The sequence below is a fragment of the Gordonia heveisoli genome, from assembly GCF_030315745.1.
In the GTDB taxonomy this organism is placed as follows: Bacteria; Actinomycetota; Actinomycetes; order Mycobacteriales; family Mycobacteriaceae; genus Gordonia.
This window is the reverse complement of record NZ_JASXSH010000037.1, coordinates 1-16453: the sequence shown is the minus strand read 5'-3', so window position 1 is coordinate 16453 and position 16453 is coordinate 1. Positions and strand designations below refer to the sequence as shown.

The following is a 16453-nucleotide window of genomic DNA, read 5'->3' as shown; positions in this document are numbered from 1 at the left end:
AGGGCGGGGCCATCTGAACGATTTCGGTCACTGTCCGGTCTCCTGCTGATCGATGGTCGTACTCTCCTGCTGATTGGCGGTGGGCACCGCATTCGGATCGTCTCCGTCGCCAGCCGCCCCGACGACGGTGCGCGCCCGCACCAGCAGGGTGGCCAGTGTCGAGGTGTCGCGTGCCCGCGGCGACCCCGACGACCACGCCACGATGCGCTCGATCTCGGTGTCGGACACGATCGGCGCCTGCCCGACCGGCTGCGCCGGCGCGGAGGTGGTGGCGTCGAGCACGTTCACGAACCGGTTGATGAGCGTCCGGACGGTGTCCTCGTCGTACAGATCGGTGGCGTAGATGACCGAACAGATCCACGGTGCACTCTCGGTGACGGTGACCGAGAACGTCAGGTCGACCTGGGCGGCGACCGCCGGTGGGTCGAGCGGGGTGATCGCCACCCCGTGATCGTCGAACACAGGTCCGGCCGCTGCGGGCTGATCGATCAGCAACATCACCTGTGCGAGCGGCGCGAAGGCCGTCGAGCGGGTCGGGTTGATCTTGTCCACCACCGTCTCGAAGGGCACCTCGGCGTTCGCGAACGCCTCCAGATCGGTGCCGCGCACCTGCGCGAGCAACTCGGTGAAGGACATCCCCGGATCGACCGGGGTCCGCAGGATCAGTGTGTTGACGAACATGCCGATGACCTGGTCGAGGTCGGCCTGACCACGCCCCGCGACGGGGGTTGCGACAGTGATGTCGTCGGTCGCCGACAATCGGGCCAGCAGCACCGACAGTGCCGCATGCAGCACCATGAAGTCGGTGACTCCGTGTGCCCGCGCGATCAGCCCGATGCGTGCGCCGATCTCGGCGGGCAACTCGTATTCGAGCATCGCCCCCCGATGTGAGGCCACCGGCGGCCGTGGCCGGTCGGCGGGCAGCTCGAGGACCTCCGGCACATTCGCGAGTTGCCTCGTCCAGTATCGGAGCTGGGTTCCGACCACCGATTCCGGATCGTCACCGTCACCGAGTGCGGTGTGCTGCCAGATCGCATAGTCGGCGAACTGCACTGGCATGGCGGCGAATTCGGGAGCGTCACCGCCGATACGGGCGACGTAGGCGGTCACCATATCCGTCACCAGCGGCACCATCGACTCGCCGTCACCGATGATGTGGTGCAGCACCGCCAGCAGAATCCAGTCCTGTTCGCCTGCCCGATACAGCCGGATCCGCAACGGCACCTCGACCGTGACGTCGAATCCACGGGTGGTGGCGGCGAGCAATTCCGACTCATCGGTCACGACCTGCCAATCCGGTCGTGCGAGTGCGGAATCCGGCGCGTGGATGAACTGCACCGGCGCCGGGTCGGAGGCGGGGAAGGTGGTGCGCAGGATCTCGTGCCGGGCGATCACATCGACGATCGCCCGTTGCAGCGCCGCGACGTCGAGATCGCCGGTGAGCCGCAACCCGATCGGGATGTTGTAGGCCGCCGACGTGGTGTCGAACTGGTTGATGAACCACATCCGTTGCTGGGCGAAGGACAGCGGGATCTGTTCCGGCCGTGGACTGATCGCCGTCACCGGGGGCAGCGTCCGGCTGCGGCCCGCGACGATCCCCGCCAGCTCGCGTACGGTCGGCGCCTCGAAGACGTCCCGGACCGACACATCTGCGTCGAGAACATCGGAAACCCGCGCCGCCAGCCTGGTCGCCGACAGCGAGTTCCCACCGAGTTCGAAGAAGCTCGCCGTGACCGACACCTCGGCGATACCGCCGAGAACCTCGACGAAGACCTGCGTCACCAGGGTTTCCGCTTCGCCGTCGGGTGCGACGAAGACCGCCGCGTCGATCACCGGTGCGGGCAGCGCACGTTTGTCCAGCTTGCCGACCGGGGTCAGCGGCAACGCGTCGAGCACGGTGATGGTGGAGGGGACCATATGTACCGGCAGCCGGGTGGTGAGTTGCTCACGGATCGCGGTCACCTCGACCGGATCGTCGAGTACCACGTAGGCGGCCAGCGCGGAGGCGACCGCGCCGCCGACACCGATGACCACTGCCGAGGCGACCCCCGGGCACTCGGTCAGCGCGGCCTCGATCTCCCCGAGTTCGATACGCAGACCACGTAGTTTCACCTGATCGTCGCCGCGTCCCACGTACTCGATGACCAGTTCACCGGAGTCGGCTCGCACCCATCGCACGATATCGCCGGTGCGGTACATGACCGCTCCGGGTTTGCCGTACGGATCGGCGACGAATGCCTGGGCGGTCAGGGCTGGGCGACGGTGATAGCCGCGGGCCAGCCCGACCCCGGCGGCATACAACTCGCCGGGGAAGCCGATCGGTACCGGCCGCAGGCGGTCGTCGAGTACCAACAACTCGACACCGGCGATGGGACCACCGATGTCGATCCGGCGGCCCGGCGTGCGTGCCGCGCTCAGGGTGAGCGCCACCGATGCCTCGGTCGGACCGTAGGCGTTGTGGAAGGAGACCTGCGCGGCCCACTTGTCGGCCAGCGTCGTCGGCACCGCCTCGCCACCGGCGGCGAGAACCTTCAACTCCGGTAGCTCGACATCGCCGATACTCGACAGCACCGACGGCGTGAGGAAGACGTGGCTCACCGAACGAGCCGCGATGAAATCGGCCAGGGCAGCGCCGCCGACGACGTCGTCCGGTCGATAGGTCAGGGTCGCACCCACCATCGAGGCCAGCATCCATTCCAGGACGGAGGCGTCGAAACTCGGTGAGGCAAAACCCAGAACCCGTGAACCCGCATCGGTGCGCAACCGGGCCACCTCGGCGGCGGCGAAGTTGTACAGCCCGCGGTAGGTCACCACGACACCCTTGGGCACCCCGGTCGAGCCGGAGGTGTAGATGACGTAGGCCGGTGCGTCCAGGCGGCGTGGACGCGGCAGTTCACCGGCCTCGATCGGCGAAGCCGCTCGTGGAGCGCCGGAGTCGTCGGCGCGGAGCGCCGCCCCGGCCGTCCACCGCACCTCGCCCGGCAGCTCCGGGATCAGATCGTCGGTGGTGATTCCGATCTCGACCTGTGCGTCAGAGATCATGTGCGCGATGCGATCAGCCGGATAGCCGGGGTCGATGGGCAGGTAGGCGGCGCCGATCTTGGCGACCGCCCAGTATGCGGTGACCAGCTCGACCGACCGGCCCAGGGCCAGTGCGACAATCGATTCCGGCTGCACGCCGGACTCGACGAGTCCACGGGCGAGCTGGTTGGAACGCGCGTCGAGTTCGGCGTAGGTCAGCGCCCCGCCGTCGGCGTCGGTGACCGCGACGTTGTCCGCATGACGTCGCGCCACCTCGGCGAAGACATCGGCGGTCAGCCGCGGTGACGGGGCCTGGGCCCCGGACACCGGACTCAGCGCGGCCGCCTCACCCATCGACAGCAGGCCGATGTCGCCGACCTGGACGTCGGGACCGTCGACGGCGGCCTCCAAGATCCGTACCAGAGTGTGCGCGATCGTGTCGACCTGGTCGTCGTCGAAGGCCGAGGGCAGGTATTTCACCTTGAGCGACAACGTATTCCCCACCGGGGCGGTGGCCAGATTCAGCGGGTAATGGGTGGCGTCGGTGGCGTCCACCCCGATGATCTGCAACCCGGCAGTCAGATCCGCGTCGGCCGTGGACAGCGACGAATTGTCGACCGGATAGGACTCGTGCACCGTCAGGGTGTCGAACAGCGTCGGCAACGTACCGGTGGCGATGATCTCGGGCAGCCCGATGTGCTGATGATCGAGGACCGACACCTTCTGCGCCTGCATCTGTTCCAGCACATCGCCGATCGGGGTCTCGGGTGCGAGGTCGACGACCACCGGCAGTGTGTTGATGAACAGTCCGACGAGGTACTCCACCCCATCGAGGTCGGCGGGCCGTCCGGAGACCGTCTCGCCGAAGGCGACGACCCTGTTACCGGTCATCCGCGACAGCAACACCGCCCACGCGAATTGCATGATCGTGGTGACCGTGACACCCCGCTCCCGGGCCAGCCGTTCGATCCCGGCCGCCAACTCGACGTCGAGGAGCTGATCCCGATCGCGTGGCATCGCCTCCGCGGTCACCTCGACATCGGAGGCGACCAGTGTCGGCTCGCTCAGCGGTGCGAGCACCTGGCCCCACGCCCGCAACCCGGCGTCGTGATCGGTGGCGGCGAGGTGACGCAGGTAGGTTTCGAAATCGCCGCCTTGCGGAGCGTGCTGCCCGGTGAAGGTGGTGCCCCGCGCATAGAGCGCCAGCATGTCCGCGAGCACCAGTGGTCCCGACCATCCGTCGAGGAGGATGTGATGGTTGGTCACGACCAGCGTCGCGGTCTGCCCGTGTTCGACGAGGACGAAGCGGATCAGCGGCGGGGTCGTCATGTCGAAGGACTGCAGACGCTGTTCGTCCGCGATGGCGCGAATGCGACCCTCGCGGGCGTCCTCGGCGACATCGCCGAGATCGATGACGGTCCACGGCAGCGGCACCGATCCAGCGACCACCGCGACGACCGCACCGGTACCGGTCCGCACGTAACCGGTGCGCAGCACCCGGTGGTGGTCAATCAGGTCGGCGGCGGCCCGACGCAATCGGGCCGGGTCGACGCGGCCACCGAGGGTCAGCACGGCCTGGGTCAGATAGACGTCGACGTCGGCACCGGCATCGGTCCCGGCGGTGAGCTCGGCCTGGAAGTAGAGTCCGCGCTGCAACGGCGACAGCGGCCAGATCGCCGCCCCCGGATATCGGGCACCGAGCACATCGAGATCGTCCTGGGTGAGGGTGACACCAGCGACATCCGACGGTGACGGCCCCGGATCCCCGACCGTCGCGAGGTTTGCGACGACCTCGGCCAGCTCGTCCTCCCAGCGTGCCATCAGGTCGGCAACCGCATCGGCACTCAGCACCGCCGCGGCGAAGGAGACGTCGGCGACCAGACTGCGTCCGCCCTCGACCGGTACCGTCGAGACGTTGACGCTCAACGCAGCGGGTAACATCATCGCCCCGGTCACCGTGGGCGGCAAGGCCGGTCCCTCGGCGGCCACGGTGTAGGGCACCACATGGGTCGGATCGGCGGATCTGCGCGCCGCCCCGGCACCGAAGAAGTTGAACGCGATGCTGGGCAGCGGCCGGTCGGTCAGCGGGGTCGCGCCGCGATACCGCAACAGCCCGAAACCGACTCCGGCCCCTGGCTGCGTCAGCCGCTCTTCCTTGGCCGCCTTGACCGCGTGGATCATGTCGATCGACGGTTCCAGTGACACCGGCGCGATCGAGGTGAACCAGCCGACTGTGCGCGAGAGATCCGCACGGCGCGGGCGAGGCCCCGATTCGACCACTTCGTCATGACGACCATGGCTTTCGGACAGCACGACCACCCGATCCTGGTCGTCGATACCTCGCGACACCTGCCAGCCGCGCACCGCACGGGCGAGTGCCGCCAGCAGCACGTCCCCGGGTACCGCACCGAATGCCTCGGGCACCGTGGTCAACACCGCTTCGGTGGTGGCGGGGGCGACCCGATGGCTGATGCGGACACCGTTTGCCTCCCGGTCCCGGTCCCGGTCCAGTGCGACGCCGAGATCGGTTGGGCGCTGCGGGGTTCGGGCCAGCCAATGGTCGAGTTCGCCTGCCCGCTCCTCGGCCTGTGCGGCCAGTGCACCATGCCATGCCTGCGCAGTGGTCTCCTCACGCCGGATCTGGGCAGGCACCCCACTCTGGTCTTGCGACCACACCGTGATCAGATCCTCGATCAGGATCGGCCACGAGACGGCATCCACCCCGAGGTGATGGATGACCAGCAGCAACCGGTCCTCACCGGCCGCGGCATGGATGAGCACGGCCTGGACCAGAGCGCCGGCGGCGGGATCGAGCCGACCGCACGCACGTGCGTGCGCCGCACGGACCACCTCGTCGAAGCGTGGATCATCAACCGACGCATCGGTGTTGACCTCGGTAATCATAGACGGGGTGATCATGGACGGGGCGACCATCGACGGGGCGACCTTCGACTCGCTGGTCGAGGTCCCACCCGTCGCGAGTACCCACTCTCCGTCGATACGCCGCAAGGATGCGGTGAGCATCGGATGCCCGTCGACCACGGCGGCCAGCACCGGCGTCACCGACGCGAGTGTCGACCCGTTCGGAGCGATCAGCAGCCGAGATTGGCTGAAATCGGCGAAATCGGTCGGGTCGTCCGACAATTCGAGCATCCACCCGACGATCGGCGGCAGTTCGATACGCCCGACACCGCGCTCGGACGACTCGGCCAGCATCGGCATCTGCTCGACGCCGGCATCGGACACTGCAGCCATCGCCCGGATCGTCTTCAGTTCGAAGATCTGTCGCGGCGACAGGGCCAGTCCGGCGGCACGGGCAGCCGAGGTGAGCTGGATGGACATGATCGAATCCCCACCGAGGGCGAAGAACGATTCGGTCACCGACACGCGTTCGAGTCCGAGGAGTCCGCCGACGATCGCGGCGAGCGACCGTTCGGTGTCGGTAGCGGCCTCCACGTGATGGTCGAGGGAGGTCCCGAAATCCGGTTCCGGCAGCGACTTCCGGTCGACCTTGCCCGCGGTACTCACCGGCATCGCCGTCAGGATCACCCAGACGGCCGGCTGCATGAACTCGACCAGGTGGCCGGCCGCGTAGTCGGCCAGCGCCGCACGGTCGAGGTCGGTCCCGTCGACATAGGCGACGAGCAGTTCGCCGCCCGAGGGCGCACGGTCGACGGTGACCGCGGCGTGGACGACGCCCGGCGCCGCGGCCAGCACCGCCTCGATCTCGCCGAGTTCGATGCGCTGGCCGCGCAGCTTCACCTGGAAGTCGCTGCGGCCCAGATACTCGAGCTGGCCGTCGGCATTCCATGCGACCAGGTCACCGGTGCGGTACAGGCGGCTACCCGGACCGTTGAACGGGTCGGCGACGAAGCGTTCGGCCGTCAGCCCGGGACGGCTGGCGTAGCCACGGGCAACCTGCAGGCCACCCAGGTAGAGCTCACCGGGAACCCCGATCGGCACGACCTGTAGACGCGAGTCGAGCACATGTGCGCTGACGTGCCACAGCGGAATCCCGATGGGTACCGTCGCCCGCCCGGTGATCACCTCGGAGATGGTCGCGAAGATCGTCGCCTCGGTCGGGCCGTACTGGTTGTGCAGACCGGCCGCCGGCCACCGCGCGAGCAGCCGGTCGGCCACCGCGGGAGGCAATGCCTCGCCGCCGGTGTGGATGTGGCGAACCGAGGACATGAGGTCGTCGCCGGATTCACCGAGCGCCTCGAGCATCGACGACAGCATCGAGGGCACCGCTATCAGCGAAGTGACCTTCTCGGTGCTGACGTAGGTGGCCATCGCCCACGGGTCCCGATGTTCGCCGGGGCGCATCATCACCAGCCGGCCGCCGTCATAGGAGGACCGGAAGAACTCCAGCACCGACGGGTCGAAGGTGTAGTCAAGCACCTGCAGGAACACGTCGTCGGGTCCGAACGCGTAGTAGTCCTGGTCGAAGATGAGCTGCGACATCACCGACCGGTGCGACACCGTGACGCCTTTGGGGCGACCGGTCGACCCGGAGGTGAAGATCGTGTACGCCGCGTTGTCCTCGCGCAGCACACCGTGTCGCTCGTCGTCGGTGACCGGTGCCACGGCATCGGATATCGGCGTCGAGGAGTCGACGACGATCAGCGCGACATCGGCCGGGATCGCCTCGGCAACCGCGCCGGGCGCGCCCGCGGACGCGGCCACCACCACTGCGGCGGCGCGCGAGATCTCCAGCATGTAGGCGACCCGGTCAGTCGGTGCGCCGGTGTCGATGGGGACGTACTGACCACCGGCGACCACCACCGCGTGCAGCGCGACGACCATCTCGACCGATCGCGGGATGCACACGCCGACAGCGACATCGGGTCCGACGCCGGCCTTGATCAGCTGCCGCGCCAATGTGTTGACCCGCGAGGACAGTTCGGCGAAGGTCAGCGTTCGCGTTCCGAAGGTCACCGCGGGGCTGTCACCGAACCGTTGCGTCGCCGAGGTCACCAGGTCGGCGAGAGTGCCGTGCACCGGCCGCCCGGCCAGTTGCGGATCCGACAGGTCGATCTCCGCACCGTCGGACCACCGGTCGATCTGTGCCCGTTCGTCCGCGCTGAGCAGGCTCGCCGCGGAGATCCGCGACGCGGGTGCAGCGGTCAGCTCATCGAGCAGGACCACCAGTCGCTGCGCGAACAGTTCGACCGTCGCGGCATCGAACAGGTCGGTGGCATAGACGATCGATCCGTCCCACACCTGGCCGGCGGCGCCGACGGTCAGACCGATCAGCAGATCGACCTTTGCCGGTGTCGCGACCGGGTCGATGGGCGTCAGGTCCAAACCGCCGCCGGTGTCTGCCGATTCCCCGAAGGCGAACTCCGGCAGCACCGTCTGGTCCAGCGTCAACCACACCTGACTCAGCGGTGCGAACGCCTCCGAGCGGACCGGATCGAGCTTCTCGACCAGCGTCTCGAACGGCACGTCAGCATGGGCGAAAGCATCCAGGTCGGTGTGCCGCACCTGTTCCAGCACACTGTCGAACGTCGTATCCGCATCGAGCTTGGTCCGCAGCACCAGGGTGTTCACGAACATGCCGACGAGCGGATCGAGCTCCGGGCGGCCGCGGCCCGCGATCGGGGTGCCGATCGCGATATCGTCGGTCGCCGACAACCGGGCCAACAGCACCGCGAGCGCGGCGTGGATGACCATGAAGGTACTGCCGTGCTTCTCCCTCGCCAGGGCCGTCACACGATCCGCGAGTTCGGCGGGTACCCGGAAGTCCACGCGTGCACCATGCTGACTCGCGACACGCGGACGCGGACGGTCCGCGGGCAACTCCAGCACGTCCGGTAGACCGTCGAGTTGTTCTGCCCAGTACTGCAATTGGGCACCGACGATCGACTGCGGGTCGTCCACCGAGCCAAGGGTCCGGTGCTGCCACAGCGCGTAGTCGGCGAACTGGATGTCGAGCGCCGGGAATTCGGGGGCCACCCCGATACTGCGGGCCGCATAGGCGATCATCAGATCGTTCAGCAGCGGGGCCATCGACTCGCCGTCGGCGGCGATGTGGTGGGCCACCACGACGACCACCCACTCGTCGTCGGCCACCGGCCAGATGCGGCCCCGTACCGGCCACTCGGTGCTCACGTCGAAGCCGGTCGTCACGGCCGCCTCGACCTCCTCCGCGGAGGAGACGACCGCCCAGTCGAGTTGTCCGCCGGACGATTCCAGTTCGTGGACGACCTGTACCGGCGAACCGTCGACCGAGGGGAACGTGGTACGCAGGATCTCGTGCCGGGCAACCACATCGAGCACCGCCCGATGGAAGACCGCCACATCGAAGGCGCCTCGCACCCGCACCCCGATCGGCACGTTGTAGGTCGGCGACGTGGTGTCGAACTGGTTGATGAACCACATCCGCTGCTGTGCAAAGGACAGCGGCACCCGGTCCGGCCGCGGCACCGTCGGCGTTATCGCCGCAAATCCGTCACCGCCGGTCCGATCGACCGACCCGATCAGGGACCGGATGGAGGGAAACTCGAAGACGTCGCGCACCGACAGCGGCGCGTCGATAACCTCCGCCACCCGGGCGGCAAGTCGGGTCGCGGACAACGAGTTACCACCGAGATCGAAGAAGTCGGCGGTCACCGACACCTCGTCGACGCCGACGCCCAGCACCTCCGCATACGCCGCGGCGACCGCACTCTCGGTATCGGTCTCGGGCGCCACGAAATCGGCGATCTCCAGCACCGGTGCAGGCAACGCCTGCTTGTCGAGTTTGCCCACCGGGGTCATCGGCAGTGCGTCCAGCACCTGGATAGACGCCGGCACCATATGTGCAGGCAGTCGGCCGGCGAGGAAGGTCCGGGCCTGCGCGACGTCGAAGGTCTCGGCGTCGGCGACCACATAGCCTGCCAGCGCGGTGGCCACCGAGCCGCCGACACCCACGACCACGGCCGACCGCACTCCCGGGTACTCACCCAGCACCGCTTCGATCTCACCGAGCTCGATGCGCAGACCGCGCAGCTTCACCTGATCGTCGCTGCGCCCGGAATACTCGAGCACCGCATCGCCTGCGGGGCCCCGCCGCCAACGCACCACGTCACCGGTGCGATACATCCGATCGCCGGGCGCGCCATGCGGGTTGACGACGAACCGTTCGGCGGTGAGCGACGGACGGTCCAGGTAGCCGCGTGAGAGCGCACCGCCACACACGTACAGTTCGCCCGGCACACCGACCGGCACCGGCCGGAGCCGGTTGTCGAGCACCATCAGTCCCACACCGGCGAGCGGTCCACCGAGCGTGATCGGCTCTCCCACTCCCATCGGCGCGCTGATGGTGACACCGATCGTCGTCTCGGTGGGTCCGTACAGGTTCTGGATGCGGCGCAACGGCGCCCACTGATCCTTGAGCGTCTGCGGCACCGCTTCACCACCGGCGTAGACCACCCGCAGCGCGGGCAGCGCCTGCGGGTCCAGCGTGGCCAGCACGGATGGGGTGAGGAAGGTGTGGGTCACCGCCTGCCGCATCATGTGCTCGCCGAGCGCCGCTCCGCCCACCGCGTCGGTGGGCCGGTAGATCAGCACACCGCCGGACACGGTGGCGAGCAGATACTCCAGCACCGAAGCGTCGAAACTCGGTGAGGCGAAACCGAGTACACGCGCATATTCGTCGGCGTTGGCGCGTCTGATCTCCTCGGCGGCGAAGTTGGCCAGACCGCTGTGGGTGACGGCGACGCCCTTCGGCCTGCCGGTCGAACCCGACGTGTAGATGACGTAAGCGATGTTGGCGACATCCACCGTACCGAGCCGATCGGCATCGGTGACGGCATCATCAGAGCCGGCCGCGATCGCGGCGGCGACGGCAACCTCGTCGAGGCGGAGCCAGTCGAAAGCCTCACCCGGCAGGTCGCCGGTAGCGGTCACCGTCAGGCCCAGCCCAGCGCCGGAGTCCTCGATCATCGTCAGCACGCGTTCGGCCGGATAGTCCGGGTCGATCGGCACATATCCGGCACCGGTCTTGGCGACCGCCCAGATGGCGGTGAGCAACTCCGCGGACCGGCCGATGGCCAACGCGACCAGCTTCTCCGGTCCGATGCCCTGGCCGATCAGCCAGTGCGCCAGCCGATTCGACCGCACATCGAGTTCGGTGTAGGTCAGCGCCGCACCGTCGGTGTCGATGACCGCCTGCCGCGGCCCCCACGTCCGGGCGGCGTCGGCGAAGATCTCGGCGAGCAGCCGCGGCGCCGTTCCCGGTCCACCGGTCACGATCGCATCCGAGTCGGCGATGGCCATCGCGGCCACCGGCGCGGACACGGCCTGACGCTCGCGCGCCAGATCCGCGACCGCCAGTCCGGCACCGATGCGGAGTTCCCCGACCCGTCGGTCGGCGTCGGCGGTCAGTTCACCCAGCACGGTGACGAGGTGATCGGCCATCGATGCCACCGTCGACTCGTCGAACAGGTCGACCGCATAGATGAACGAGCCGTACCAGACACCTTCGGCGGCATCGACGATCGATGCCATCAGATCCACCCGCGCGGGCACCACATCGGAAGTCATCGGCACGATGTCGAGTCCACCGATCTCGGCGGGCAGCGCGGTGCCGTCCCCCAGTTCGGGCAGCGCGGACTGATCGAAGGTCAGCCAGACCTGGGAGAACGGCGCGAAGGCGGCCGAGCGCACCGCACCGGTCGCCTCGACCACCGCCTCGAACGGTACGTCTGCATTGGCGTAGGCGTCGAGATCTGCGCGCTTGATCTCGGCGAGCAGTTCGGCGACGGTCAGTTCGGGGTTCACCCGCGCCCGCAGGATGAGGGTGTTGACGAACATGCCGATCAGCGGATCCAGCTCGGCCCGGCCACGATTGGCGATCGGCGTTCCGATCGCGATGTCCTCGCTGGCGGCCAGCCTCGCCAGGACCACCGACAACGCGGCGTGCACCACCATGAAGGAGGTGACACCGTGCCGGTGTGCCAGTTCGGTGATGCTGCGACCGGTCTCGGCCGGGATCTCGAATGCCAGTCGCCTGCCGACACCGCTCGCCGCGGCCGGCCGCGGCCGGTCGGTCGGAAGCTCGATCACGTCGGGCAGACCTGCGAGCCGACCACGCCAGTAGGCCATCTGCTTGCCGACGATCGAGTCCGGGTCGTCGGGTGAACCGAGCACCGTACGCTGCCAGATCGCATAGTCGGCGAATTGGACGGCCATCGGCTCGAATTCAGGATCGCGGTCAGCGACCTCGGCAAGGTAGGCCGCGGTGAGATCGGTCAGCAATGGCAGCATCGACTCGCCATCGGAGGCGATGTGGTGGGTGATCACGGCGAAGACGTATTCGGTGGGGCCCACCCGGTGCAGGCGAATCCGGATCGGCCACTGCGTGGTGACGTCGAATCCGGTCAGCGCAGCCTCCTCGACCTCGGCGATCGAATCGGCGATGGACCAGTCCAGGCGTGCTGCAACCGAATTGGCGCGCGCGATCTTCTGTGTCGGCACACCGTCGACAACCGGGAAGGTGGTCCGCAAGATCTCGTGGCGGGTCACCACGTCGATCATCGCGGCATGCAGGGCGTCGACGTCCAGTTCACCCGACACCCGCCGCACGATCGGGATGTTGTAGGTCGGTTGGGTCGGGTCCATCTGGTTGATGAACCACATTCGCTGCTGAGCGAAGGCCAACGGGATCACATCCGGTCGCGGGCTGACCGCGGTCACCGGCACGAGCGCCGGATCGGCGTCGGATATCGACGCGACCAACGCGCGCACACTCGGGGCGTCGAACAGTTCGCGAACCGAGATGTCCACGCCGAGTGAAATGCCCACGCGTGCGGCCAACCGCATCGCCGACAGCGAGTTTCCGCCGAGGTCGAAGAAGCTGTCGGTGGCACTGACCTGATCCACGCCGAGCACCTCGGCGAACACCTGCGCCACCGCGACTTCGGCGGTGCCCTCCGGCGCGACGTAGTCGCCCGCGGTGAACTCCGGTTCGGGCAGTGATCGGCGATCGATCTTGCCCGCGGTGTTGAGCGCGATGTCCTCCAGCACCATCCACACCGTGGGGCGCATGTACTCCGGGAGTGCCTCGGATACCACGGACTTGACCGCATCGAGCTGGAGCGCGGTGCCCGGCGCACCGGACAGGTACGCCACCAGATGTTCGCCGCCACCGGGTGCGGTGGCCACCGTCGCGGCGGCGTGCACCACGCCCGGCCCGGCCGCGATGACCGACTCGATCTCGCCGAGTTCGATGCGCTGGCCACGCAGCTTCACCTGGAAGTCGGTGCGCCCCAGGTATTCGATACCCCCGTCGGCGGTGCGTTTGACGAGGTCGCCGGTGCGATAGAGCCGCGCACCGGGTTCGCCATAAGGGTCCGCCACGAAGCGTTCTGCGGTCAGATCCGGCCGGGCCGCGTACCCGCGGGCCAACTGGATGCCGCCGAGGTAGAGTTCGCCGGGCACCCCGACGGGCACCCGGTGCAACCGGGCGTCGAGCACCACGGCCGACGAGTTCCACACCGGCACACCGATCGGCACGGTCGGATCATCGGCCGATACCTGCTCGATACGTTCGAAGGTGATCTCCACCGCGGCCTCGGTGGGACCGTAGAGGTTGAAGAACAGCGCCGACGGCCACAGCCGGCGTACCGTCGCCGCCACCGCGGGCGGTAGCGCCTCCCCCGTCGTCGAGACGATCCGGACGGTGTCGAGTGCCGCCACCCGTTCCGGTCCGACGACTTCGAGGAACACAGACAGCATCGACGGCACGAAGTGCACCATGGTGGCGCGCGTCCGCGCGATCTCGTCGGCAACATAACCTGGATCGAGATGTCCCCCGTCCCGCAGCACGACGGTGCGCGCGCCGATGATCAACGGGGCGAACAGTTCCGGCACCGAACAGTCGAAGGTGTAGGTCGTCTTCTGTACGACCACATCGGACGAGTCGATGGGCAGCGCGTCCAAACCCCACCACAACCGATTCAGGACGGCCTCGTGGGTGAGGGTCACGCCCTTGGGACGACCGGTGGAGCCGGAGGTGAACAGGGTGTAGACGGCGTTGTCGGCGGCCAGCGGCCCCCGGCGTTCGGCGTCGGTGATCGGTGCGACCGGTGTGGTGATCTCGGTGGCGGCATCGACTCCGAGCACCTGTGCCCCACTGTCGACTGCGGCGGCCACCGCATCCGGGACCGCTGCGGCGTCGGCGACGAGCAGCGCGGCGGCCGCGGAGGTCTCCAGCATGTACCGAATGCGGTCGCTCGGCGCCGCGGTGTCGACGGGAACGTACTGACCGCCCGCGGCGACGACCGCGTGAATCGCCACCATCATCTCCACAGATCGCGGAATACACAGCGCCACCGCAACATCCGGTCCGACACCGATCTCGATGAGGCGCCGGGCCAGGCTGTTGACCCGGGCACCGAACTCGGCGAAGGTCACCTCGCGCTCGCCGAAGACGAGGGCGACCCGATCGGGTTCCGCGGCAATGCGTTCGGCGACGGCGTCGGCCACCGTCGCCACCGCGGGCAGGGCCACCTGCGCGCCATACTCGACTTCGGCGGTCCACATCCGTTCGTCCGCACCGAGCAGCGCCACGTCTCCGACCACCCGATCGGGCACAGCACTGAGCTCGTCGAGGATCGCCACGAAGCGCGCATTCATCGCCTCGACAGTCGACGAGTCGAACAGGTCGGTGGCATAGGTGGTCGCGATATGCCAGTTCTGTCCGGCGGCGGCGGCCGAGACCACCACATTGAGGTCCAGCTGAGCGGGCCGCTCCGCGGGTTCGACGGGCGACAGGGTCAGGCCGTCCAGGGCGGCGCCGCCGAGCAACTCGCCGATGGAGGCGCCGCGGCTGGCGTCGTTGAAGGTGAGCATCACCTGCGCCAGCGGCGAGAATGCCTCGGAGCGCACCGGATTGAGCGCCTCTACCAGCGACTCGAACGGGACGTCGACATTGCCGAAGGCATCCAGGTCGGCCGCTCGTACCTGTTCGAGGACCTGGCGGAACGATGCCCCGGGCGCGACCTGGGTGCGCAGCACGAGCGTATTGACGAACATTCCGACCAACGGATCGAGAACCCGCTGGCCGCGACCGGCGACCGGTGTCGCGATGGCGATGTCGTCAGTGCCCGACAGCCGGGCGAACAGCACGGCGAGGGCGGCGTGCACCACCATGAACGGGGTGACGCCCTGGGCGCGGGCCAGTTCGGCCACCTGGTCGGCGACCGCGGTCGGTAGTTCGGTGCTCACCTGAGCACCGCGCTGGGAGGCGACCGGAGGGCGCGGCCGGTCGGTCGGCAAGTCCAGCGCATCGGGCAGACCCGCGAGTTGGCCGGTCCAGTAGGCCAATTGGCGACCGACCACCGAATCCGGGTCGTCGGCAGAGCCGAGTTCGGCATGCTGCCACAGCGCGTAGTCGGCGAACTGCACCTCGAGCGGCACGAAGAGCGGTGCCCGCCCCGCGGTGCGAGCCGCGTAGGCGGTCACCACGTCGGTCACCAGCGGAACCATCGACTCACCGTCGGCGGCGATGTGGTGGGCGACCACGGCCAGCACGTGCTCGCCGGTCCGCACCGGCCAGAGCCGGACGCGCAACGGCAGATCCACCGAGACGTCGAAGCCGGTCATCACCGCGGCCTCGATGTCGGCTTGCCGGTCGACGACAGCCCAGTCCAGCAGACCCTCGGCAGCAGTCGCCGGGACCACCTGCTGATGGGGTACGCCATCGTGGGCAGGGAAGGTCGTTCGCAAGATCTCGTGGCGGGCAACCACATCGAGCACGGCGCGCCGCAGTGCGTCGACGTCGAGAGTGCCCGACAGCGTCAGCACGGCCGGGATGTTGTACGCAGGCGACGACGCATCGAAGCGGTTGATGAACCACATCCGCTGCTGGGCGAAGGACAACGGCACCCGGTCCGGACGTGGATCGACCGCGGTGACCGGCGCCAACCCGGCGCCGCGGTTGTCGGCGACGGCGGCCAACGCACGTACCGTCGGCGCGTCGAAGAGGTCACGCACCGAGATGTCGGCGGCGAGCAGATCGGCGACGCGGGCGACGGCCCGGGTGGCCGACAACGAATTGCCGCCGAGGTCGAAGAAGGCAGACAGGGCTCCGACCTGATCGGTGCCGACCCCCAACACCTCGGCAAAGACTCCAGCCACAATCCGTTCTGATTCTGTTGCCGGAGCGACGAATTCGGCGACTCGCAGCTCGGGCTGCGGCAGTTCGCGGCGCGCCACCTTGCCCGCGGTGTTGAGTGGCATCTCATCGAGGGCAACCCAGACCGACGGGCGCATATACTGCGGCAACGACGTACTCAGGACCTCGTTGACCGCGTCCATGTCCACACTCGACGGAGCGAGGTAGCCGACGAGTTGTTCCTCACCGGTTGGCGAGGTGACGACCGTCGCGGCCGCGTGCACCACACCCGGCGCGGAGGCGAGTACGGCTTCGATCTCGCCGAGCTCG

Annotated in this window: 1 protein-coding gene; it reads right to left on the bottom strand. The window is 68.3% G+C overall.

From position 1 onward, the window contains the following. Window positions 1–27: 27 nt before the first annotated feature. A partial coding sequence (locus QSJ18_RS19840; RefSeq protein ID WP_353507227.1) for an amino acid adenylation domain-containing protein occupies window positions 28–16453 on the bottom strand: 16426 nt, incomplete at its 5' end.